The 23676-nt window shown below is 62.7% G+C and carries 20 protein-coding genes; 5 read left to right on the top strand and 15 right to left on the bottom strand.

Annotated features, from left to right (window positions below; translation table 11 throughout):
- Positions 1-92: 92 nt before the first annotated feature.
- From ACX80E_RS08085 to ACX80E_RS08065, 5 genes are all read right to left on the bottom strand, one after another.
- Positions 93-1658, bottom strand: a complete 1566-nt coding sequence (locus tag ACX80E_RS08085) for an LCP family protein (protein ID WP_459301410.1) — start codon at positions 1656-1658, stop codon at positions 93-95.
- A 130-nt stretch (positions 1659-1788) separates the two neighbouring features.
- Positions 1789-2757, bottom strand: a complete 969-nt coding sequence (gene era, locus ACX80E_RS08080) for a GTPase Era (RefSeq protein WP_459301409.1) — start codon at positions 2755-2757, stop codon at positions 1789-1791.
- Positions 2750-4114 (bottom strand): hemolysin family protein, encoded by a 1365-nt coding sequence (locus tag ACX80E_RS08075; protein WP_459301408.1) that lies wholly within the window; start codon positions 4112-4114, stop codon positions 2750-2752. The genes era and ACX80E_RS08075 overlap by 8 nt, the downstream gene beginning before the upstream one ends.
- Positions 4111-4584 (bottom strand): rRNA maturation RNase YbeY, encoded by a 474-nt coding sequence (gene ybeY, locus ACX80E_RS08070; protein ID WP_459301407.1) that lies wholly within the window; start codon positions 4582-4584, stop codon positions 4111-4113. The genes ACX80E_RS08075 and ybeY overlap by 4 nt, the downstream gene beginning before the upstream one ends.
- Positions 4581-5654, bottom strand: a complete 1074-nt coding sequence (locus ACX80E_RS08065) for a PhoH family protein (protein WP_459301406.1) — start codon at positions 5652-5654, stop codon at positions 4581-4583. The genes ybeY and ACX80E_RS08065 overlap by 4 nt, the downstream gene beginning before the upstream one ends.
- Positions 5655-5998: 344 nt before the next feature.
- Between ACX80E_RS08065 and ACX80E_RS08060 the strand changes: the two genes are divergently transcribed.
- Positions 5999-6997, top strand: coding sequence for a GerMN domain-containing protein (locus ACX80E_RS08060; protein WP_459301405.1), 999 nt, complete (start codon positions 5999-6001; stop codon positions 6995-6997).
- 152 nt (positions 6998-7149) lie between these two features.
- Here ACX80E_RS08060 and ACX80E_RS08055 read toward each other — a convergent pair whose 3' ends face one another.
- The 3 genes from ACX80E_RS08055 to hrcA are packed head-to-tail and all read right to left on the bottom strand — an operon-like array spanning position 7150 to position 10121.
- Complete coding sequence (locus tag ACX80E_RS08055) at positions 7150-7926, bottom strand: 16S rRNA (uracil(1498)-N(3))-methyltransferase (protein ID WP_459301404.1); 777 nt, start codon at positions 7924-7926, stop codon at positions 7150-7152.
- Positions 7927-7931: 5 nt separating this feature from the next.
- Positions 7932-9074, bottom strand: coding sequence for a molecular chaperone DnaJ (dnaJ, locus tag ACX80E_RS08050; RefSeq protein WP_459301403.1), 1143 nt, complete (start codon positions 9072-9074; stop codon positions 7932-7934).
- Between the two features lie 33 nt (positions 9075-9107).
- A complete protein-coding gene (hrcA, locus tag ACX80E_RS08045; RefSeq protein WP_459301402.1) occupies positions 9108-10121 on the bottom strand; it encodes a heat-inducible transcriptional repressor HrcA in 1014 nt (337 codons plus the stop codon).
- Positions 10122-10416: 295 nt separating this feature from the next.
- On the opposite strand from hrcA, the gene ACX80E_RS08040 reads away from it, so the two are divergent.
- Entirely contained in the window at positions 10417-11265 is an 849-nt protein-coding gene (locus ACX80E_RS08040; protein ID WP_459301401.1) for a DUF3097 domain-containing protein, read from the top strand.
- A 55-nt stretch (positions 11266-11320) separates the two neighbouring features.
- Positions 11321-11713: a DUF4870 domain-containing protein gene (locus tag ACX80E_RS08035; protein ID WP_459301400.1), complete on the top strand. Its 393-nt coding sequence runs from the start codon at positions 11321-11323 to the stop codon at positions 11711-11713.
- A gap of 101 nt (positions 11714-11814) precedes the next feature.
- On the opposite strand, the gene hemW is transcribed toward ACX80E_RS08035, so the two are convergent.
- Together hemW and lepA are read right to left on the bottom strand one after the other, a co-directional pair.
- The gene (hemW, locus tag ACX80E_RS08030; protein WP_459301399.1) at positions 11815-13044 is read right to left on the bottom strand and encodes a radical SAM family heme chaperone HemW; all 1230 of its coding nucleotides are present in this window, start codon (positions 13042-13044) and stop codon (positions 11815-11817) included.
- Positions 13041-14897 (bottom strand): translation elongation factor 4, encoded by a 1857-nt coding sequence (gene lepA / locus ACX80E_RS08025; protein ID WP_459301398.1) that lies wholly within the window; start codon positions 14895-14897, stop codon positions 13041-13043. The genes hemW and lepA overlap by 4 nt, the downstream gene beginning before the upstream one ends.
- Before the next feature lie 165 nt (positions 14898-15062).
- Here lepA and ACX80E_RS08020 point away from each other — a divergent pair, with 165 nt between their 5' ends.
- Entirely contained in the window at positions 15063-15650 is a 588-nt protein-coding gene (locus tag ACX80E_RS08020) for a type II toxin-antitoxin system PemK/MazF family toxin (protein ID WP_459301397.1), read from the top strand.
- A 181-nt stretch (positions 15651-15831) separates the two neighbouring features.
- Positions 15832-16092 (top strand): 30S ribosomal protein S20, encoded by a 261-nt coding sequence (rpsT, locus tag ACX80E_RS08015; RefSeq protein ID WP_459301396.1) that lies wholly within the window; start codon positions 15832-15834, stop codon positions 16090-16092.
- 90 nt (positions 16093-16182) lie between these two features.
- Here rpsT and holA read toward each other — a convergent pair whose 3' ends face one another.
- The 5 genes from holA to leuS form a co-directional block, all read right to left on the bottom strand.
- Positions 16183-17190, bottom strand: coding sequence for a DNA polymerase III subunit delta (gene holA / locus ACX80E_RS08010; RefSeq protein WP_459301395.1), 1008 nt, complete (start codon positions 17188-17190; stop codon positions 16183-16185).
- Positions 17191-17272: 82 nt separating this feature from the next.
- Positions 17273-19123: a ComEC/Rec2 family competence protein gene (locus tag ACX80E_RS08005; protein WP_459301394.1), complete on the bottom strand. Its 1851-nt coding sequence runs from the start codon at positions 19121-19123 to the stop codon at positions 17273-17275.
- A 10-nt stretch (positions 19124-19133) separates the two neighbouring features.
- Positions 19134-19961 (bottom strand): helix-hairpin-helix domain-containing protein, encoded by an 828-nt coding sequence (locus tag ACX80E_RS08000; RefSeq protein ID WP_459301393.1) that lies wholly within the window; start codon positions 19959-19961, stop codon positions 19134-19136.
- Between the two features lie 60 nt (positions 19962-20021).
- Entirely contained in the window at positions 20022-21014 is a 993-nt protein-coding gene (locus tag ACX80E_RS07995; protein WP_459301392.1) for a DegV family protein, read from the bottom strand.
- Between the two features lie 98 nt (positions 21015-21112).
- Positions 21113-23617 carry a leucine--tRNA ligase gene (gene leuS, locus ACX80E_RS07990; RefSeq protein ID WP_459301391.1) on the bottom strand — a complete coding sequence of 835 codons (2505 nt, stop codon included), beginning with the start codon at positions 23615-23617 and terminating at the stop codon, positions 21113-21115.
- Positions 23618-23676 lie beyond the last annotated feature (59 nt).

Raw genomic sequence — 23676 nt, 5'->3', positions numbered from 1 at the left:
TGGGGGTGGATGTTTTTTCGCTTTTTGTTTTGTTTTTTTTCTTTCCCCCCCCCCCCCCCCCCCCCCACCGCCTCAACTATTTAACGATGGAGCTAGTCCGTATAGTACAGCGGGTTCACCTTAAGGCATCCGCCACCCTGGTCCGCTGTGCTGGCAACAATGTCCTTCGGCACGACAATCTTGCCAAATTCGACGCCGGAGACCCAGTCAGTGCCCACCACCAGGCTGATGCCTGTGACGGCCGGGTCAGCTTTCACGGCTGACACCGGTAGCTTGAATAGCTTGGCAACATCGGCGGCCACGTCAGCCATGTCCGCTCCATACAGGACCTGTGAGGGCCCCTGCGTTGGCACGTCGCCCGCCTGCCATGAGCTGTTGAACCCGGCCTTGGCCAAGGTCTCCACAATCTCAACGGTGCGCCCCACCACTGCCGAGGCGTTGGCAACACTGATGGGCTGAAGTGACTTGTCATAGGCGGGAGCAGCTGATGCCGGCGGCGCCGCGGTGGTGGGGGCTGCGGAAGCACCGGGAGTTTTTGCCGGTGCCAGCGACGGTGTCAGTGCCTTGTCGTGGCGCAGGGCCGCGAAGAACTGGCCTGCCGCTGGCTCCTTGAGCTGAACCCTGTTGGGGTCGCCCGTGTAGGCCTCGTAGGGCACTGTCACAAAGGACACCTGGGCCAAGTCGATCTTCGCCAACCTGTTGGCAATATTCATCATGGCCGGAACATTGGCCAGGCCTTCATCAATGGTCAGATTCTTGGTAACAACATCAGCCAAGTTGTACAGCTTGGGCAGATTGGTCAGGGTGTCTTCGCTCTTGACCTTGCGGACCATGGAGCCAAGGAAGTACTGCTGGGCCTTGATCCTGTCCAGATCGCTGGCTTCACCAAAGGCGTGCCGGGTGCGCAGGAAGGCCAGCGCTTGTTCGCCCTTGACAAGACTCTTGCCGGCCGGGAGCTTCAGGAAGGAACCATTGTCGTCAAACATTGCGTGGTCAACACACACCTCAACGCCACCCAAGGCGTTGGAGAGTTCCTTCACGGCCGTGAAGTCAGCCAGCATGAAATGGTCGATCTCCAAGCCGGTGATGTCATTGATGGCGGACACGGTACAACCGGGGCCCGCATCCAAGGCTGCGTTGAGCTGCCCGCTGGACGTGCCGGGAACGACGTCCCCGCCGCCAGCGGGTTTGCAGTCGGGGATGGGCACCATCAGGTCACGCGGAAAACTTGTCACAGACACGCGACTGTTGTCGGCGGAGATGTCCATGAGCAGCATCACATCCGATTTGCCCGCGCCGGCGGAGTCGTCAGCGGTGCCGTAGTTGCTGTTCTTACCCGCACGGGTATCAGTACCCAAAATCAGAATCTGCAACGACCCGGTCTCTTCGACCGGCGATTTGCCCGAATTCGACTTATTGACGCCGGCATTCAAGGGTGATGTGGTGACATTGCTTTGGAGCTTGTAAAACAGCAGTCCAGCGGTTCCAGCACCCAAAACCAGGACCCCTGACAGCGTCAGTGCGGTGATCCTCAACCACAGCGGAGCCCTGCGGCGCGCCTTGTAGTGGCGCCCTACTGGCTCATCCTCGGCAAGAGGTTCTTGGCGTGGGGTGCCGACAGCACTAGCTGCACCCGACTCGGCACGGCGTCGCCCCATGTATAAACCTTTCACGATGAGTATTAACTCTCAAGAGCCTAGCTGCGAATTCTGTGAAGACACCCTAAACCGCACACTCATGAGAGGAGCAGCGGCGGTCAAACCACGACCGCCACTGCTCAAGACCTGACTAAAACCCTAGTTTAACAAGCTGTTTCGGGTCACGTTGCCAATCCTTGGCAACCTTGACATGCAGGTCCAAGTAAATCTTGGTTCCCAGCAAAGCCTCAATACCCTTGCGCGCATTGGTGCCCACTTCACGCAGCCGTGCCCCACCCTTGCCGATGATGATGGCCTTCTGCGAGGGGCGCTCCACGTAGAGGTTCACCCGCACATCCAGCATGGGGCTGTCCTCGCTGCGCCCTTCCCGGGGCACGATTTCCTCCACCACAACAGCCAAGGAGTGCGGCAGCTCATCGCGCACACCTTCCAGCGCCGCCTCACGAATCAGCTCAGCCACCATGACAGCCTCGGGCTCGTCCGTGAGCTCCCCATCGGGGTACAAGGCCGGCGACAGCGGCAGGTATTCGGAAAAGACTGTGGCCAGGGTGTTCACCTGGAAGTCTTCAACGGCTGAGACGGGGACGACGGCGGCGAAGCCCCTCTCGCCGATGACCTCACGGCCCAGCTTTTCAACAGCTATGAGCTGATCCGTCACCGCTTGACGGTCCACTGTGTCGGTCTTGGTCACGATGGCGATGACGGGCTTGTTGCCGCCGACCTGGCCCAGCTGGGTGGCAATGTAACGGTCGCCCGGGCCGATCTTTTCATTGGCGGGCAGGCAGAACCCAATCACATCGACCTCCGAAAGAGTGTCAGCCACCAGGTCATTCAGACGCTTACCCAACAAGGTGCGGGGCCTGTGCAGCCCTGGGGTGTCCACCAACACCAGCTGGAACGTGTCCCGGTGGACAATTCCGCGAATGGTGTGGCGGGTCGTCTGCGGCTTGGCGGAGGTGATGGCCACCTTTTGCCCCACCAACGCGTTGGTCAGTGTGGATTTGCCGGCGTTGGGACGTCCAGCAAGAACCGCAAAACCTGCTCGGAACCCCTCACCCTTGGCTTCAACTAAGGCTAACTTGCCTTTGGACTTACTCATGATCGCTCCTGTGGTCTTGCTGGGTGTGGTTGGCAGCCGCCGCTGTGCCGCCGTCGTGCCTAAATTTTGTTGCATTCTCACTGCTAATACTGCCATTGTGAGCCGGATCCACCGCGCTGGCAATGACATGGCTGACCCGGTTGCGCGAACCCTCCATGCGATCGGTCACCAACAAGATGCCGTTGACTTCAACGCTGCTGCCTAGGGAGGGGATCCTGCCCAAATGTTTGGCCAGGAACCCGCCCACAGTGTCCACTTCGTCGTCGTCGATGTCCTTGCCGAACAGTTCACCCAGTTCATCAACGGCCATGCGTGCACTGATCCGGTACTTGTCCTCGCCAAGCTTCTGCACTTCCGGGGAGACCAGATCGTATTCGTCGGCGATCTCACCAACGATTTCCTCGATCAAATCTTCTAGGGTCACTAGCCCGGCGGTTCCGCCGTATTCATCAACCACAATGGCCACGTGGGTGGATTCTTGCTGGAGTTCCTTGAGCAGGTCATCCACCGGCTTGGATTCGGGCACGTAGCGCACGTTGCGGGCCAATTGGTCAACCCGGGGGCGTCCATCACCGTCGGAGTGCCGGTAGAGGCTGGCCACCAAATCCTTCAGGTACAAGATGCCCAGAATGTGGTCACTACTCTCACCGATGACGGGGATGCGGGAGAACCCCGAGGCCAGGAACGCCTCCAACGCCTCCTCCAGCGTGGCGTCCTGCTCAATGCTGTGGATGTCCGTGCGCGGCACCATGACGGCGCGAACCATTGTTTCGCCCAAGTCGAAAACGCTGTGGATCAGGTCCGCTTCGCTTTCCTCAATCATCTCGGACTCGCTGGCGCGGTCCACGAACTCACGGAACTCCTCTTCACTGACAAAGGATTCATCCCGCGACGGCGCGTCCTTGGAGAACGCGGCACCTACGTGGATGAGCCAGTGCGGCACCGGTCCCAGAATGCGGGTGAGGAAGTGCACCAGCCAGGCGGTGCGGCCCACCAGTGCGCCAGCATAGAGCCGGCCCAGGCGGCGCGGGGAAACACCCACCATGACGAAGCCAAGGACTGCCATGACTGCCGTTGCGATCAGGCCCGCCAACCACACGTTCCCCATCAGCCCGACCAGAAACAGTGCCACGGCAATGGCGGCAGCCATTTCGAACCAGACACGCCAGAAACGCATGGCGTTCAGATGCGCCATGGGGTCGGCAAGGATTTTGTGCAACGACGTTCCGCGCCCGTGGGTGGCCACGGTTTCGGCGTCGTGGCGGGGAAAGAAGTTCAGTGCTGATTCAATCGCGGCCAATAAAGCTGCGATGGCCATGAAAACAATGCCCATGACCGGCAAAACAACAAGCGTCACTTCATTGTCTCCCGGGGGGCTTCCTTGCCCAGGAAGCTGGAGAGCAGCTCACGCTGAAGCCCGAACATCTCTTCCTTTTCCTGCGGCTCACGGTGATCGTAACCCATGAGGTGCAGCATGCCATGGGTGGTCAGCAGGAGCAGTTCTTCTTCCATGGAATGGCCAGCTGTGACGGCTTGTTCCTGGGCCACCGCGGGGCACAACACAATGTCGCCGAGGAGTCCTGCCGGGGTGGGTGCGCTGGCGCTGCCGGGCCGTAGCTCATCCATGGGGAAGGAGAGAACATCTGTTGGCCCGGGCTCATCCATCCACTCAATATGGAGCTTCTCCATGGTGTCCACATCCGCCAAGATGATGGAAACCTCGGTTTGGGGGTGCACAAACATGGCGGTGAGAATGTGCTTGACGAGCTTGACCAGCTCTTCCTGACGCACTTCCACACCTGATTCATTGTTGATTTCGATGCTCATCGAGAGGTGCTTTCCTTGGCTGTTGAGGGGCTGGGATGGGCGTCATCCCAGGAGTTGTAGGCGCTGACGATGGCTCCCACCAGGCGGTGCCGGACTACGTCTTCGGCATCCAAGAGGGCGAAGTGGATGTCATCAATGCCGGCCAATATGTCCCTGACCACACGCAGCCCCGATTTGGTACCCGACGGCAGATCCACCTGGGTGATGTCACCTGTGACAACAATTCTGGAACCAAATCCCAGCCGTGTCAGGAACATTTTCATCTGTTGGGGGGTGGTGTTTTGGGCCTCATCCAAGATGATGAAGGCGTCATTGAGGGTGCGCCCGCGCATGTAGGCCAGCGGCGCCACCTCAATGGTGCCGGCAGCCATGAGGCGTTGAATGGTTTCCGGATCCATCATCTCGTGCAGCGCGTCATAGAGCGGGCGCAGATACGGATCGATTTTGTCGTTCAAGGTCCCGGGCAGGAAGCCAAGACGCTCCCCCGCCTCCACGGCCGGACGTGTCAAAATGATCCTGCTGACGTCCTTGCGTTGCAGGGCCTGGACTGCCTTGGCCATGGCCAAGTACGTCTTGCCTGTTCCGGCCGGCCCAATCCCAAAGACCACCGTGTTGGTGTCAATGGCATCAACATAGAGTTTTTGGTTGGCAGTCTTGGGGCGAATGGTCCGCCCACGGCTGGAGAGGATGTCGTAGCTGAGAATATCCACCACGGAGGAGTCGGGGCGGGTCTTGAGCATTGTCACCAACTGTTCCCACACGCTGGCGCTCATGGGGCTGTTGTGGGCAACCATGCCCCGGGCTTCCTCCATGAGGTGCATGATCCGCGGCACCACAGCGGCAGGACCTGTGATGGTGAGTACGTTTCCGCGGGCCAAAAAACTCACCTGAGGGTAGAGGGTTTCAACAATGCGCAGCCCTTCGTCCTCGGCACCCAGGGTCGCCACCATTTGCTCAGTGGAGCGAAAATGCACGACTTCCGTGCGCGTGCCGTCAACGGAATACGGAAAGTGCCGCCCCGGACCCTCATCGGGGTACGAATCGTGGTGGTGCGCTGTTGTCTCTACCATAATTTCGGCCTTCCTAGCCTGAAATCGCTCCTTGAGTTTGCCGGTGATCACCACCGAATTTCTTACCGCATGTACCTGCTATTGATTCTAATGCACGGCCCCCACCACACGGCCCATAACGCAGATCATGCTTGATCACACTTGTGTGCCATATGTCGGGAAAGTATTTCGATACGGTTTCAGTTCTTTCCCTGAGCGCATAAACCGAACATCTAACTGAACTGTTGTGCCAAGCTGGAAAAGGTTCAAGGAACTATGGGGAACCTTGGCTCAGCCGAATGCAGTGACGGTCGTGAGAACGTACCGCCCTCCAACCACACTTAGATCAGCGAGACAGTTACCCCATGGCCGCGACTTTCACCGCCTCGTCGAGACGCCAGCGCGCGTCCTTGAACGGGGCCCGCCAGGAACGCCGCACCTTTGCGCGTTCCCGCGCAGTGGACGGCATTGCCATCATCGGCCTTTCCTTAACCTTGGTGCTGGTTGGGTGCACCGAGAAGAGCACCGAGCAACACGATGTCACCATGCCCACGACAACGGGATCAACAACGTCAACCCTTGTCACAAGCGCTCCGCTGGAGACGGCGACGGCGGCGGAAACACTTCCTGTGTATTGGCTCGGACGCAGCAACGACGACGTATTCTTATACCGGGAATTCTTCCCCACAGAAACCACCGACGATCCCATCGCCACGGCCTTGCTCACCATGATGAGCGCCAAACCCAGCGACCCTGACTATTTCTCGCTCTGGAACAAACCGAGCCGGCTTGGCGCATCCATCTCCGCCAAGAATGTGATCACCATTGACGTCTCGGCCGACGCTTTTGGGCAGACGATGGACCAGGGAATCGCCGACCGTTCAGTGGCCCAGCTGGTCTATACCGCCACGGCCGCTGCCGCCATGTCAGGACTCATTGACGCTTCCAGCGCTGTTCAGGTTTCCGTTCTGGTTGACGGCCACACAGGTTTCAACGCCTTTGACCACGTGCCACTGGACAAGCCGCTGACACGTAATCCGGCATTTGTTGCGCCCGTCTGGATTATTGACCCGGCCAACGGGTCCGTCCATCAGAACCTGCCGCTGAAGGTCAAGGGGCAGGGCGTCTCAGCCACGGGTAACCTTGCCTGGTCGCTGGCCCACCTCACGGACGGCGAAGTCGCCGACACTTTTATGAGCGGTACCGTTTCCGTTCCGCTGGGCCCGAACGAATTGGGCGAATTTGGCTTCAGCCTTGTCCCACCGCCCGGAAGTTACCAGCTCTCCGTCTACGTGGTGGACCCGCTGGTACCGGGGCGGCAGATTGGTTTGGACACCAAAATCGTCACCATCAACCAGCCCTAGCCGGCGCTACTGGTGGGGGCGGGTGATGGGCCCACGCGCCCGAGGGTTCCCTGGCCGAGGAACGAGGTTAGGGAGGGTGCGGGTGGAGCCACAACCGCGAGGGACCCGCGGGGCAGACGCGCCAGCGGCTGCATCGTGGGAGCGGTTGTGGACTACCAGCGGCCCAGCTCTTGGCTGAGTAAGACTACTGCCGCCGGTCCGGCGGTGGAGGATCTCAACACATGGTGGCCCAGCAGGGCTTTCTGCGCCCCGGCCGCCAGGAACGCCTGCACCTCTGCGTCGCTCATGCCGCCTTCTGGCCCCACGATCATCAAAACGTCCAGGGGCGTCCCCGAGTCCAAGGAGTCCTGCGCGGTCTTCCACGCCCGCACCACCAGAGCCAGGGAATCTGTGGCGTCCTCATGCAAAATCAGGGCCAGGTCGGCGGCTTGGATCTGTTCACAAATGCCGGCGGTTCCCACCAGCGCACCTACCTGCGGCACGGTGGCCCGCCGAGCTTGTTTGGCCGCGGCGGCAACCACCTGTCGCCACTTCTGGGGACCTTTAAGCGCCTTGTCCATTTTCCAACGAACTATGGAACGCTCGGCCTGCCACGGAACAACCGCATCAATTCCCAGCTCGGTGGCCGTCTCGATGGCGAGTTCGTCCCGGTCGCCCTTGGCCAGTGCCTGAATGAGGGTGAGCCGAACGGTGTGGACCGGTTCGGCCACAACCGCGGCCACCTGCACCGTCAGCACACCCTGCTCCGCGTTGGTGACCGAACAGACCAGACGCAACCCTGCGCCGTCGCACACGTCAACCGGCTCACCTGCAGTGAGCCGCTTGACCGTGACGGCATGCTTGCCTTCGGCACCGCCCAAGGAGAACGTGGAGCCCGGGCCAAGGCCCACGAGCTCGGCGGGGGTGGCGTAGAAGACAGGGTTGCTCATGGGCGCTAGAGGTTGCCGAGCTTGTCGCGCAGTTTCGCGAACATGCCGCCGCTGGAGACAAGTTTGCCTTCGCTGAAGGTTTCCCCGCGCAAGGCAGCCAACTGCTTCAGGAGCTCCTCCTGGGCGGCATCGACCTTGGTGGGTGTTTCGACATGGATGTGAACCTTGAGATCCCCGCGGCCAAAACCGCGCAGATGCGTCACACCCAAGTTGCGCAGGTTGATGACTTCACCGGCCTGAGCGCCCGGCTTGATGCTGATGGGCTGTTCGCCGTCGAAGGTTTCAAAGCTCAGCTCGGTGCCCAGTGCCGCAGCAGTCATGGGAACGCTAAGTGTTGCGTGCAGGTCATCGCCTTCACGCAGGAAATTGGGGTCATTGTTGACCTTCATCTCCACATAGAGATCGCCGGCCGGACCGCCGGCCGGACCCGCCTCGCCCTGCTGGGCCAGTTGGATGCGGGTGCCCGTGCTGACACCTGCCGGAACCTTGATGGTGAACGTGCGGCGGTCACGTACGCGGCCTTCGCCCATGCACTCGTTGCACGGGTCAATAATCATGGTGCCAAAGCCCTGGCAGGAATTACAGGTGGCCAGCGTCATCACATTGCCCAGGATGGAGCGCACGGGGCGTTGGATCTGGCCGCTGCCGTGGCAGACGTCGCAGGTGGTGGGTGAGGTGCCCGGCCGGCAGCAGCTGCCTTCACAGGTGCCACACGTGATGGCCGTGTCGATTTCCAGCTTCTTGTTGACGCCGAACACTGCCTCACGCAGGTCAATGCGGACGGTGATGAGCGCGTCCTGGCCACGGCGCATGCGCGACGCCGGCCCACGCCCGCCACCGCCTCCGCTGCCGCCGAAGAACGTCTCGAAGATGTCCTGGAAGGCGAAACCCTGGCCGTCAAAGTTGCCGCCACCGCCACCGCCGCCGTTGTCGTTGCCGTTTTCGTTGCCCGTGGTGTCATAGACACGGCGCTTTTGCGGGTCTGAAAGGACCTCGTAGGCGTGTGTCACGGTCTTGAAACGGTCCTGGGCATCCGGGGCGTCATTGACGTCGGGGTGCAGCTTACGCGCCAGTTTGCGGTAAGCCTTCTTGATCTCCTCGGCCGTTGCGTCGCGGGCGACGCCCAATGAATCGTAGTGATTACTCAAAGTGTTGCTCTCTTCAGTGGAATCGGTGGCCGCTTAGCCGGCCAAAATTCTAGACAGGTACTGCGCCACGGCGCGTACGCTGGACATGGTGTTGGGGTAATCCATCCGGGTTGGGCCCACGATGCCAAGCTTGGCAGTTTGGCCCGGCCCGTAACTGCTGGCCACAACTGACGCCTCAGCCAGCGAATCGTGGGGGTTCTCGCGGCCAATGACCACTGCCATTCCCAAGGAATCTTGTGCCATCGCCTCCAAAAGGCGCAACAGCACAACTTGTTCTTCCAAGGCATCAAGGACAGGGCCGATGCTGAGCGGGAAGTCGTTGTTGGATCGGGCCAGGTTGGCCGTCCCCGCCATAACGATTTTGTCTCCGCGCGCATTCCCGGCCAACAGCACCAAGCCTTGGGCCAGGCGCAGTGCCGGTCCCTGCTCGGGCAGTTGGACAGTCAGCGGTATCCTGGCCACAGCTTCAGGCAGACTTGCCACCGTCAGTCCGTGCAAGCCGCTCAAGAACACTTGCCGCAACCCAGCCAACATGGCGTCGTCAACGTTTGCGCCGACGTCGATCACGTTCTGCTCAACCTTGCCCGAGGCCAAAATCAACACCACAAGAACCTGGCGTGCTGCCAGGGAAACAAATTCAATGTGGCGCACTGTGGCACCGCCCGACCGCGGGTACTGCACCACCGCCACCTGATTTGTCAGATGGGCCAACGTCTTCACTGTCCGTTCCAGGACATCGTCAAGATCGGTGGCACCCTCCAACAACGCGGCAATGGCGCGGCGTTCGGCGGCAGAAAGTGGTTTGACGGCGGACAGCTGGTCAACAAACAGCCGGTAACCCTTGTCCGTGGGTATGCGTCCCGAGCTGGTGTGCGGGGCGGCAATGAGGCCTTCTTCTTCCAGCGCCGCCATGTCGTTGCGGATGGTGGCACTGGAAACGCCCAAGTGGTGCCGTTCAACCAGCGCCTTGGAGCCAACGGGTTCGCGTGTGTGCACGTAGTCTTCAACAATGGCCCGCAGGACCTCCAACTTCCGTGGTTCACTCATTCCCGTCACCTCCTTTCAATGGCGCTGAAATCTCTTGGCAGCACTGCGTGTACTGCCGGCCGTGGTGCTCCGCCCGACGGGCACAGGTCTGTGCCGCTACCGGGGCGGGGCTAATACGAGCCGTTAGCACTCTACCCAACCAAGTGCTAAGTCTAATACTTTTTGTCCCGCCCCACCCCTGGCACTGTGACCATGGCGAACCGGAACTAGTGTCCCTTCTGCGGTTAGCATGGGTTTTCACAGCTGCAGCGTTCGCCATGAGCGTTGCCCCGAGAATGAAGAGTCAGGTTTTAGCGTGGAATTCAACCAGTGGGGTCCCCAAGATTTGAGCGCACCGCCCGTGCGGACACTGCCAAAGGTGGAGGCCGTTTCCGGGCTGGTGGTTGAAGACCAGCAAACCGGCTGGGTGGGTGCTGTTGTCCGGCTGGAAAAATCTGGCGGCATGCACATTGTGGAGCTTGCTGACAGGCGCGAAAAAATCAGGGCGTTCCCGCTGGGTTTTGGGTTCCTCTTTGAAGGCGAGGCCGTTGAGCTCATTGCCCCGCGCCTTGTGGCGGCTAGGCAAACCCGGCTCACAGCCTCAGGCTCGGTGAAGGTTGCCGACACCCGCGCCAAGGTGGCCAAGGCCAGCCGCATCTGGGTGGAAGGCAAGCACGACGCCGAACTCGTTGAGAAAGTCTGGGGAGACGATCTGCGCGTTGAAGGAATCGTGGTTGAGCCGTTGCGCGGCATCGACGATCTGGCCGCCGCCGTGGCAGATTTCTCCCCCGGCCCGAACCGCCGCTTGGGTATTTTGGTGGACCACCTGGTGCCGGGATCCAAAGAATCCCGCATTGTGTCCAATCTCATGAAGTCAACTGGCACACACAACAACGTCTTGGTGGTGGGCCACCCGTACGTGGACGTGTGGCAGGCCATCAAACCGGCCACCTTAGGCATCCCGGCGTGGCCTGTTATCCCGAGATCTATGGAATGGAAGCTGGGCATTCTGAAGGCCTTTGGCTGGCCCCACAGCACTGCCGAGGACATTGGTCTGGGATGGCAACGGCTGCTGTCCCGGGTGAATTCCTATGCCGATTTGGAACCATCGTTGTTGGGTCGCGTGGAAGAAGTGATTGACTTCCTCACAGCACCCGTATCCTAGAGAGTGGCCAGCGATATGTTGGCCAGTAGTTTCGCTTTTTGAAAGGCTTGTCATTGTGAGTCATCCGGTAACCCAGCAGAATGGTCCCGTCAAGCCGCCACTCACCCCATCAGAAGACAAGCAGTGGGCGTTTATGGCCCACTGCGGCGGCATTCTGGGTTGCGTTCCGGCACTGTTGATCCACAGGTATGTGGCCCCCCGTGGCCGATTCACCGCCCAGGAGTCCCTTGAGGCCCTGAACTTCACCTTGCCACCCACAGCCATCGCCGTGATGCTGAACCTGCTGGGGTTTGTTTTGACGTTCTTCAACCCGCAGCTCGGCACGGTGTTTTTCCTGCTCGCACTGCTCGTGTGGGCGTTCCTGACAGTCTTCTCCGTCATTGGCGCGGTAAGCGTCAACAAGGGACAGCCGTACCGCTACGCCTTGAACCCGCGCCTGCTGAAGTAACGCCAAACTCAAGTAACCCGAACTGACCCGCAGAAAACGGCGAAAATCGCGCTAAAAGCGCGGATTTTCGCCGTTTTCTGCGGGTCAGTTCGGGTTGGGGGCTAGTCCAGGAGTGCCCGTGTCACGGCGTCGCCCAGGAGGCGGCCCTTGAGGGTGAGCACCAAGGTGCCGGCGAAGGCCTTGAGCGGGTCAACCAGTTCTTGGGCGATGAGCCCGGCGACTGCCTTGCGCGCTTCGGGGCTGAGGGTGTTGATGGCCAGCCCCTCGGACAGGCGGGACGTCAGCATGATGCGCTCCATGGCCCGGGTGTCGGCGTCAAGGGTTTCCCGCCCGGCGGCAGGCGACTCGCCGGCATCGAGCCTGTTGGCGTAGGCGGTGGGGTGCTTGACGTTCCACCAACGCACACCACCCACGTGGGAGTGGGCACCCGGGCCGATCCCCCACCAGTCGTCTCCTCGCCAGTACGCCAGGTTGTGCTGGCAAGCATCCTCCGGTGTGCGTGACCAATTGCTGACCTCATACCAGGACAAGCCGGCCGCGCTGAAGAGCGCGTCGGCAAGCTCATACTTCACGGCATGGTCGTCATCGTCGATGTTCGGCACTTGGCCGCGCCGAATCTGGGCGGCCAGCTTGGTGCCCTCCTCCACAATGAGCGAGTACGCAGAAATGTGGTCCGGGTTGTAGCTCAGGGCCGTGCGCACGGATGTTTCCCAGTCCGCGATCGACTCGCCCGGGGTGCCGTAGATCAGGTCGACGCTCACGTTCAGGCCAACCTCGCGCGCCCACGCGACAGCCTGCGGCACACGTTCGGGCCGGTGGGTCCTGTCCAGGACCTTCAAAACGTGCGGCACGGCCGACTGCATGCCGAAGGACACGCGGGTGAAGCCGCCGTCGTACAGCTCTTGCAGCGACTCCCTGGTGACGGAGTCCGGGTTGGCTTCGGTGGTGACCTCGGCACCATCCTCGAGCCCCCACTGCGCGACGGCGGCACCCAGTATGCGGGTCAGGTCGCCCGCGGGCAGGAGGGTGGGCGTGCCACCGCCAAAGAACACTGTGCTGAGCTTGCGCGCAGGCAGGCCCGACGCAACCATGGCCCGGGCGGCAAATTCCACTTCACGAACGGCAGTTTCGGCATAGGCGTCCTGTGAGGCGCCGCCACCCAGCTCCGTGGCCGTGTAGGTGTTGAAGTCGCAGTAGCCGCAGCGCACGGCGCAAAACGGGATGTGCGCGTAGAGGCTGAATTTGCGGTCAGCCGCGCCGACGGCAGCCTGCGCGGGCAGGATGCCGTCGGCGGGAGCCGGATCGCCGAGGGGTAAAGCGCTGGGTGTCACTTCTTTGACTTGTCCTTGGGTGCTTCGGCAGTTGTCAGCGCGGCAATGAAGGCTTCCTGGGGAACCTCAACGCGGCCCACCATCTTCATGCGCTTCTTGCCTTCCTTCTGCTTTTCCAACAGCTTGCGCTTACGGGAAATGTCACCGCCGTAGCACTTGGCCAGGACGTCCTTGCGGATGGCGCGGATACTCTCACGGGCAATGATGCGGGCACCGATGGCAGCCTGGATGGGCACCTCGAACTGCTGGCGGGGGATCAGCTCACGGAGCTTGCCGGTCATCATGACACCGTAGGCGTATGCCTTGTCCCGGTGGGTGATGGCGCTGAACGCATCCACCTGCTCGCCCTGGAGCAGGATGTCCACTTTGACAAGGTCCGCGACCTGATCACCGTCGGCCTTCCAGTCAAGGGAGCCGTAGCCGCGGGTCTTGGACTTCAAGATGTCAAAGAAGTCAAAGACAATCTCGGCCAATGGCAGGCGGTAGCGGATCTCCACCCGGTCCTCGGACAGGTAGTCCATACCGCCCAAAATGCCGCGGCGTGTCTGGCACAATTCCATGATGGCGCCCACGAACTCGGTGGGAGCCAAGATGGTGGCGGCCACCATGGGCTCGCGCACCTCGGCGATTTTCCCTGACGGGTATTCGCTGGGGTTCGTTACGTGGACAACCTTCTTGTCCTCAAGGGTGACTTCGTACTCCACGTTGGGGGCTGTGGAGATCAAATCAAGGTTGTGTTCGCGTTCCAGGCGCTCACGGGTGATTTCCAGGTGCAGCAGGCCAAGGAAGCCCACCCGGAATCCAAAGCCCAGTGCGGCGGAGGTCTCAGGTTCGTAAATCAGGGCAGCGTCATTGAGCATGAGCTTTTCCAGCGCGTCACGCAGCACCGGGTAGTCCGTACCGTCCATGGGGTACAGGCCGGAGAAAACCATGGGCTTGGCGTCGTGGTAACCGGCCAGGGCCTCTGATGCGGGCTTGTTGAACGTGGTGACGGTGTCGCCCACCTTGGACAGGCGCACATCTTTCACGCCCGTGATCAGGTAACCAACCTCACCCACGCCAAGACCCTTGGACGGAGTGGGTTCCGGGGCGCTGACGCCAATTTCCAACAGCTCGTGGGTGGCCCGGGTGGACATCATCTGAATTTTTTCGCGCGGGCTCAGGCTGCCGTCAATGACACGGACGTAGGTGACTACGCCGCGGTAGGTGTCATACACGGAGTCAAAGATCATGGCGCGGGCGGGGGCGTTGGGATCGCCCTGAGGGGCCGGGAGCTCGCGGACAATCTGGTCCAAGAGTTCTTCAACGCCGACGCCGGTCTTGCCGGAGACCATCAGGACGTCCTCGGGCTTGCCGCCGATCAGGTTGGCCAGCTCCAGCGCATACTTTTCCGGCTGCGCCGCCGGGAGGTCAATCTTGTTCAGCACCGGGATGATGGTGAGGTTGTTTTCCATGGCCAGGTACAGGTTGGCCAGCGTCTGGGCTTCAATGCCCTGGGCCGCATCCACGAGCAGGATGGCACCTTCACAGGCGGCCAACGACCGGGAGACCTCATAGGTGAAGTCAACGTGGCCCGGGGTGTCGATCATGTTCAAGCAGTAAGCCGTGCCATCGACTTCCCAGGGGATTCGTACCGCCTGGGACTTGATGGTGATACCGCGTTCACGCTCAATATCCATCCGGTCCAGGTACTGGGCTTTCATGTCACGCTGCTTGACAACTCCAGTGAGCTGGAGCATCCGGTCCGCCAGGGTTGATTTCCCGTGGTCAATATGAGCGATGATGCAGAAGTTCCTGATGATCGCCGGATCGGTCGCGGCGGGCACCGGAGCAGTGCGGGCCATGGGTGACACTAGTGTTCCTTACTGTTGCGTGAACGCAGGGATGGCTGTGGAATCTCCGCCACCGTGCAGGGGGTGTGTCCGTCCCCAGAACGGGCGAACACTCATTGCCTTCAAGTCTCCCACGAATGGGGGCCTAGATGAGAACGCACGAGCCTGTTCGCTAGTGTAGGAGCCATGCCCTCAACAACCGACCGCATCATTGGCCTTCTGCGCTCCATTGCCGGCGCCCTTTTCAACCCCGGCAAGTCGGCGCCCCCGCGCACCCGCCCGGGCAGCAAGCCCGCTGGCAAGCCCGGCGCAAGGGCGGGTTCACGCCCGGCTCAGCGGCCGGCGTCGAACACGCCCGCCGCGGGCCTGCACGCGCCCTACCCGGGCGATTTCAGCGGAACCTCAACCGTAAGCTACGCACCCAAGCCCGACGGCGCTGCCGACCCGGGCGAGATTGTGTGGACGTGGGTGCCCTATGAGGAGGACTACAGCCAGGGCAAGGACAGGCCCGTGTTGGTGGTGGGCCGTTCGGGTCGGCGGCTGCTGGCACTCATGCTCACCAGCAAGGACCACAGCAACGACCGGCGAGGCGACGACGACTACGTGGACATTGGCACCGGATCCTGGGACCGTCAGGGCCGACCCAGCGAGGTCAAGCTCGATCGGGTTTTGCAGGTGGCCGAGGCTGACCTCCGCCGCGAAGGTGCCGTGCTCGACGCCAAGCGCTTCGCCGCTGTAGCCACCGGGCTGCGGCGCCGACACGGCTGGAAGTAGATCCCTCCACCCTGCGGGTCAGCATCTGATAAACTTTTCAATAGTGTGTGCCCGTGCAGGTCGGCGGGTACAACAGCTTGGCCTGACGTTCACCACAATTCGAGCATCCCCACGCCGCTGTCAACGGTCAAGCTACGCCCTCTACGACCGAATTTACGTATCAAAAGAGAGTTATAACAACGTGGCTAATATCAAGTCTCAGAAGAAGCGCATCCTCACCAACGAGAAGGCGCGTCAGCGCAACCTCTCGGTGCGGTCCGAGCTGAAGACCGCTATCCGTGCAGTAAACACGGCAGTGGCCAAGGCCGACAAGGATGCAGCTACGGTTGCATTGGTGAATGCAGGCCGCAAGCTGGACAAGGCTGTCAGCAAGGGCGTTATCCACGCTAACAACGCTGCCAACCGCAAGTCAGCCATCTCCAAGAAGGTTAACGCCCTCTAAGAGAAGCTGATCTGCTTCGCAACTCAAACGTTGGGCCCCCACCTTTGGTGGGGGCCCAACGTGTTTAAGTCCTGCCGCCCGTGACCCGGCTTAGCGCCTGGCCGAGGTGGCAATGACTATGACGGCCCGCTCCACGGCGTAGACAGGATCCTTTGCCGCGCCCTTGACCTGGGCATCAGCCTCGGCCAGCACCTTGATGGCCAGCACCAGCGCCTCCCCACTCCAATGCCCGGCATCGCGGCGGGCGGCTTCCACCTGCCACGGTGACATACCCAAGTCGCGGGCCAGTTGGGCCGAGCTGCCGCGCAGGGAAAACACCTTGGCGACCTGGCGGACCTTCATGGCCAGCGCGGCCACCAGGGGAACCGGATCAACTCCTGTGGCAAGGGCGTGGCGCAGCGTGGACAAGGCGAGCGGGGCGTTGCCGGCCAGTGCGGCATCGGCGACGCGGAAGGCTGTAGCCTCCACCCGGCCACTGTAGTACTTGTCGACGTCGTCGCTGCTGACCATCCCGGTGGTGTCAGCTATCAGCTGCGAGCAGGCAGCGGCCAGTTCGGAGAGGCTAGCCCCGACAGCTGCCACAAGGGCGTGGACGGCTTGGGCGTCGATGCGGCGCTTGGCCCGGGAAAACTCGGCACTGACAAAGGATGATTTTTCGGCGTCCTTCTTCAGCGGCTGGCACTCCACGCGCGGAGCGCCCAGCGCTTTGAGCGCATCCAACAGTTTCTTGCCCCGCGTGCCGCCGCCGTGAACGAGCACAAGTGTCACATCCGGTGCCGGGTCTTTAATGTAGGCCAGGGCGTCCACCAGGAAGTCATCGTTCATGGTGGCCAGGGCTGCGACCTGGATGAGCTTGGGCTCGCTGAACAGTGACGGGCTGGCCACCACGCCCAACGCGCCGGCCGTGTAGTGGGAGGCATCCAGGGACGTCAATTCCAGTTCGGGGTTCTGGGCCCGAAGTTTAGCCCGGAGATCATCCACTGCACGGCTGGCAATGAAGTCTTCCGGCCCAAAAAGCAAAACCACCGGGGCGAGCGGGACATCACGCCAGTCGGCGCCCGCAGTCGGCCGTTGACCTGTCCTGGGTGCCGGGCTCATTGTTGCTTTCCTGTCCATGCAATGTTCACAGCATCTACTGTGCCATCCCTGCTGGTGTTTCCCAACCCAGCGGCGGCCGCGCTCACAGCCTCAGGACGGCCGCGCACCACCATGCTGTGGCCCCGGCGGCAAGAACCACCACAGTGCCAAAACCGAAATGCGCGCGCCACCTGAGGGGGAGCGTTTTCAGAAAACGCACGGTGACCACCGTGGCGCGATCCTGCTCCACCACGGCGAACAAGGCAGCGAGTGTCAGGGCGTTCAGGGCCGCCATCAAGACAACACCTTCAAGCCCTGCCGGCCAGGGCAAACTGGCGCCCGGCAGTTCCGACATCCACCGGGCAACGGCCGACACCCACCATGCACCCAGCCCACTGAAGAAGGCGCACACGGACGCTACGGGCGAAAACATGGCAGCAACGCACAGGCCGAACGTTCCCACAGTGGTTACCCAGGCCACCACCAGGGCTGCCAGCATATTGGCGGGAATGGTGTAGGGAGTCAGCCGTGGGGCCAGTAACACAATGACAGGGGCGCAGAGTAGTTGCGCCGCCAACGGTATCGCCACCGCCTGGGCCAGCCACACGGGCCACCAAACAGCCAACCAGCTCACACAACGCCGCCCCACCAGATGGATCCCCAAGGTAGCCAGCACCGAAAGGGTGAAGGCATAGTCCACTGCCAGCCACGGGTCCACCAGCAGCAACCCCACTATGCTCACGCTGAGCAAGGCGCCAACCCGTCTGGGCCGGCCACCTACAATCGCCAACGCCCCAATGGCCCCCATGACAGCGGCACGCAGCACACTGGGGTCCGGCCCCACCAGCACAACAAAACCCACCAGCCCCGCACCGGCGGCAAGGAACGCCACCGTTCGTGGTGCCCGCAGTGAACGCACCAGCAACGTCAACGACGCCAACACCAGCGTGCAATTGGCACCAGAGACGGCCGTTAGATGTGTCAGCCCCACTGTCTTCATGGACTCGTTGAGGGTTGCCTCCATGCCGCTGCGATCCCCCATCACCATCCCGGGCAGGAGACCTGCCGTATCAGGGTTAAGCGGCTGCCACACACGTGTCACGGAATCGACCCACGCCGTGCGCATGGGCACAACCACCGCTTGCGTCCCTGACCGTACCGGTGTCACGTTTAGGGGCGGTGTGGACGGGTGTAGGAAACCCCGCGCACGCTCGTGGGCATCTTTTGGGGCAATCCGGCCAGCGGTGGAGACCCTGTCGCCGAGGCGCACGTGGCCCCAGCTTGACGCCGCCACCACCCGAATGGGCAGCCGCCCTGTCATCACACGACCGTTGCCCGTGGCATGTACAACGTCGGCGTCGAAGATCAGTTGTCCGGGCGCGTGGCCGGCTTCCAGCCGCCTGGGCACGCTGCTCACCTCCACTGTGAGCGCCAGGTCCTCGCCGCGGGTTACAGCCTGTTCCAGGGCCGAGGAAGCCGCGGCAGCGTGCCGCAGCCCGACAGTCATCAGCACGGCCGTGACGCAGACGGTGGCGAGCAGCCCTGTGGCCGCGGAGGCTGCCACGACACCCTTGACTCCTCCCCCGGGCCGCGGCCCCGTGCCTGCCCTCCCCCGTCGCCTCGCCCGCTGGTTGGCACTGCGGCGCCACAGCAGTGCGGCCCCGGCAAGCACACCGGCAGCCATCAGCGCCGCAGCCACCACAACCCATGGGCCCGGCACGGTGATGGCCGTGGCAGCCGCCAACCAGCTGGCTGCCACGGCCGGGAGCAGCCTAAGATCCGCCCGGCTGTGTGCCGGGGAGATGGCCACCTCGTCATGGGCCCGGGCAAGGCGTCGGCGCAGGGCGTGGATACGTTCGCGCCCGCGCTGCCTTCGCGAGGTGGCCACACTCTGCCCCGGCTCACCCACGGCAGCCCTGGCAAAGCGAGCCCACCGCGGCTCACGCACTTTCATGCGTGCCGCCTCACGAGAGCGTCACCAGGTCTCGAATGTTGGCCAACAGCTTGGCCCCAATGCCGGACACCGCGTCCAGGGCATCGACGGAGGCAAAGGGCCCGTGGTCGGTGCGCCAGGCCACGATCCGCTCGGCGAGGACAGGACCAATGCCTGGCAAGGTATCAAAGTCCGCGGCACTGGCCGTGTTGAGGTTGATCAGCGCACCCGCCGCCGGCGTCTGGCCCGGCGGTCCGCCTCCGGGGCTGGGTGTGGCGGCCGCGCCTGGCGGCTGTCCCTTGGTGGGGACCAGAATCTGTGCGCCGTCGCTGATCTGTGCCGCAAGGTTGAGCGCCTGCAGTTCGGCCGCGGGCAGGGCTCCCCCGGCCGCGGCCACTGCCTGAAAGATTCTGCTGCCCGCTGGCAGGGGGTAGACGCCGGGGTTCTTGACAGCCCCCGCCACATGCACCAGCAAACCCCCCGCTGCCGGGCTGGTCGCGGCTCCGCCCTGGCTGGCGGGGCCTGTGCCGGAGGTCACGGGGGCTGGCGCTGCGGCCGAGGTCGGCGGTGCGGCGGGGGCTGGCGCTGCGGCCGAGGTCGGCGGTGCGGCGGAGCCCGGCAACGGCGGTACGGTAACTTTCCCCACGTCCTGCGCGTCAAGTTCCGCGGAAGCACTTTGCACGTTGGCCGATTCGAGCCAGAGCACCCCCAGGGCGGCTGCCAGCATGGCCAACACCACCACCAGGGCCCGCAGCGAAATGATCCAGCGCGGACCTCGCGCAGCGGGTCCCGGGCCGCGCACCGATGCTCCGGCAGACCCCTGTGGAGTCCACTGCGAGTCACCACCAACACCGCTCATGAAACTACGGTAGGCCCGTCGCGGACGGGCCAAGACACCACCGGGTGGTTTTGTGGAGAACTAGGCTTCCTGCCCCACCTGTGGGGGAACAAGCGCGTCAGCGACAACAATGACCAGCACCCCAAGGCCCGCGTGGGCCGCCAAGACAGCGGGCAATCTAGTCAAGGCACTGGCACCCAATTCCGGGCAGGCCAGATGCAAGGCAGCGTCGACGTCGCGGGCCTGGTCCTCATTGCCGAAGTGGTGCACGCTGATTTGCGTCTTCGCCGCACCGCGGGATGCGATGTTCTGGGCTGCCAGCTCCTGTAACCGGGCAACCGCCTTGGCCGCGGAGCGCACCTTTTCCAAAGGCACGACCGAGCCATCCTTTATGCCAAGAATTGGTTTGATGTCCAGGACAGTGCCCACCCAGGAGGAGGCAAGGCTGATGCGTCCGCCGCGGCGCAGTTGCTCAAGGCTCGGCACATAAAAATACACATCTGTTGCGGCGATGGCGGCACGGGCGGCCGCCATGACAGCTTCCGCGTCGGCACCCGCCACCGCTGCGGCCACGGCGGCCTGCACCCCAATGCCCTGGCCCATGCCCACTGTGCCCGAATCGAGCACGTGCACAGGGATTGTTGCGCGTTGCGCGGCAAGGTGTGCGGCGTCGAATGTCCCCGAAAGCTTCGTGGAGATGTGCAGCGAAACCACTGCGTCGAATCCGGCCTTTGCAGCATTGCCGTAGGCCCGCTCGAACTGGCCAGGGGATGGCCTGGAGGTTTTCACACTGGTCCCCGCGACCAGGGCCAGGGAAATATGGGTCTCCAGCTCGGCGTCGTCGTCGGCATAGACGTTCTCGCCAATGATGACGGGCATGGGCACAATTGTCAGCTGCGGACTCTGTGCGAACCAGCTGACCCACTCCGGGGGCAGCGCAGCGGCTGAATCGGTGACGACGGCGACCCTGGGCTTGGGCAGCTGCGGTGCTGGCTCATCCGCCCCGGTCTTGGGGCGCAGACGCTGGACCTGTTGACGAATCCAGGTGCGCGCGGCTGTTGTGTCAGGAACCACCGACTCGCCTTTCTGAAAAAGAAGCGCCCTCCCCGCCGGGCGGGGAGGGCGCTGCCGGCTCATGCGTCAAGCCGCATAAACGTGCGTGTCACCCATGCCTAGGCAGGAACAATATTCACCAGTTTAGGCGCACGGACGATCACTGTGCGGATGCCGCGGCCGTCAAGTGCTTTCAGCACCGGCTCCGAGGCCAGGGCCAGTTCACGCAGGGCCTCCTCGGTGATGTCCGGGGACACCTCCAAACGGTCCTTGACCTTGCCCTGGACCTGCACCACGGCTGTGACGCTCGCCTCCACCAGCAGGGCCTGGTCCACAGCGGGGAACCCGGCATTGGCAACCGAGGCCGGATGGCCCAGGGTGTTCCACATGTCCTCGGCCGTGTAGGGCGCAAAGAGGCTCAGCACCACGGCGACAGCCTCCGCTGCCTCACGAACCGCCGGATCGGTGGCGCCGGCGCCGGAGTCGATGACCTTGCGCGTGGCGTTGACCAGTTCCATGAGCTTGGCCACCACGACGTTGAACTTGTGGCCTGCCAACAGGGCCTTGGCGTCATGGACTGTGCGGTGGGTCAGCGAACGCAGCGCGGCGGCCCCGGATAACGGGTCGGTGCCGGGCTCGCTGGCAACGTCCCGCGCCAAGCGCCAGGCACGGGCCAGGAATTTGGCCGAGCCCGACGGCGAAACATCCGCCCAGTCGACGTCGTCCTCGGGCGGGCCGGCAAAGACCATGGTCAGACGCACCGCGTCAACGCCGAACTTGTCCAGCTGCTGGCCCAAGTCGACGCCGTTGCCCAGGGACTTGCTCATGGCCTTGCCGCCATTGAGCACCTGGCCCTGGTTCAGCAGTGCGCTGAAGGGTTCGGTGGCCTCCAGCATGCCCATGTCGTGGATGACCTTGGTGAAGAAGCGCGCGTACAGCAGGTGCAAGATGGCGTGCTCCACGCCGCCCACGTACTGGCCAACAGGCATCCAGTCGTTGATCTTGGCCGGGTCAAAGGGGCCCTCGGTGTAGTCCGGTGAGGCGAAACGCAAAAAGTACCAGGACGAGTCAACAAACGTGTCCATGGTGTCGGTGTCGCGCTTGGCGGCCCCGCCACAGTTCGGGCAGTCCACGTTGACCCAGTCGGCAGCTGCCGCCAGGGGGGACGTGCCCTTCGGGGACAGGTCCTCGCCGCGCAGGTTGTCCGGCAGGCGCACCGGCAGCTGGTCATCGGGCACCGGCACTTCGCCACACTCGGCACAGTGAATGATGGGGATGGGGGTGCCCCAGAAACGCTGGCGGGACAGCAACCAGTCGCGCAGGCGGAAGTTGATGAACTTCTTGCCAGTGCCCAGCTTCTCGAGCATGTCAATGGCCGCCGGGATGCCCTCAGCCTTGGACAGGCCGTTGAGATCGCCGGAGTTGATCAAGGTGCCCTCGCCGGTGCTGGCCGTGCCGGTTTCGGCGGGGTCCTCCATGCCGGTGTCCAGGACGGCGCGGACGGGCAGGTCAAAGGCCTTGGCGAAGTCGAGGTCGCGCTGATCGTGGGCAGGCACGGCCATGATGGCACCGGTGCCGTAGTCGGCCAGCACGTAGTCGGCGGCCCATACGGGCAGCTTTTCACCCGTGAGTGGGTTGATGGCGTAGCGACCCGTGAACACACCCGACTTGGGGCGTTCGGTGGACTGGCGTTCAATGTCGCTGAGCGCCTTGACTTGCTCGCGGTATTCGCTCAGCGCCTCGGCGTGCTCGCCCGTGACCAGGTCCAGGGCCAGCGGCGCATCCGCTGCCACCACGAAGAACGTTGCGCCGTAGAGCGTGTCGGGGCGGGTGGTGAAGACTGTCAGTTCCTGCGCCGGCTTTTCGCTGCCGGCTTCCTCGATCACGAAGGAGACGTGGGCGCCCTCGGAACGACCGATCCAGTTCTTTTGCATGGCCAGCACGCGGTCGGGCCAGTGTCCCTTCAACGCGTCCATGTCGTCCAGCAGGCGGTCTGCGTAGTCGGTGATCTTGAAGTACCACTGGTTCAGGGACTTCTTGGTGACAATGGTGCCGCACCGTTCGCAGGCGCCGTTGACAACCTGTTCGTTGGCCAGCACCGTCTGGTCCGTGGGGCACCAGTTGACTGGGGAATTCTTCCTGTACGCCAACCCGCGCTCATGGAAGCGCTTGAACAGCCACTGCGTCCACCGGTAGTACTCGGGGTCGGAGGTTTGCAAGCGGCGGGACCAGTCCACGGAGATGGCGTAGCGCTTGAACGACTCCGCCTGGGTGTCAATGTTGGCGTACGTCCACTCGCTGGGGTGGGCGTTGCGCTTGATGGCCGCGTTTTCGGCGGGCAGGCCAAAGGAATCCCAGCCGATCGGGTGCAGCACGTCGTAGCCGAGCTGGCGCCAGTAGCGGGACACAACATCGCCCATGGCAAACGCCTCGGCGTGGCCCATGTGAAGGTCCCCGGAGGGGTACGGGAACATGTCCAGAACGTAGCGGCGTTCCTTGGAACCGTCGTCGAGGGGGGTAAAGACTTTTAGATCGTCCCAGACGGCCGGCCATTTGGCTTCCATCGCGGCGAAATTGTAGATGCCCTCTTCGCTGTTTTCTTCAGTCTGGGACTGCACGCTCACGTACCCTGCCTTTTCATTCATCATTGGCCCTATTGCACCCTCTGGCTCTTTACACACAA

This window comes from Arthrobacter sp. TMN-49 (assembly GCF_054511095.1).
This window is presented reverse-complemented; position numbering and strand designations above follow the sequence as displayed.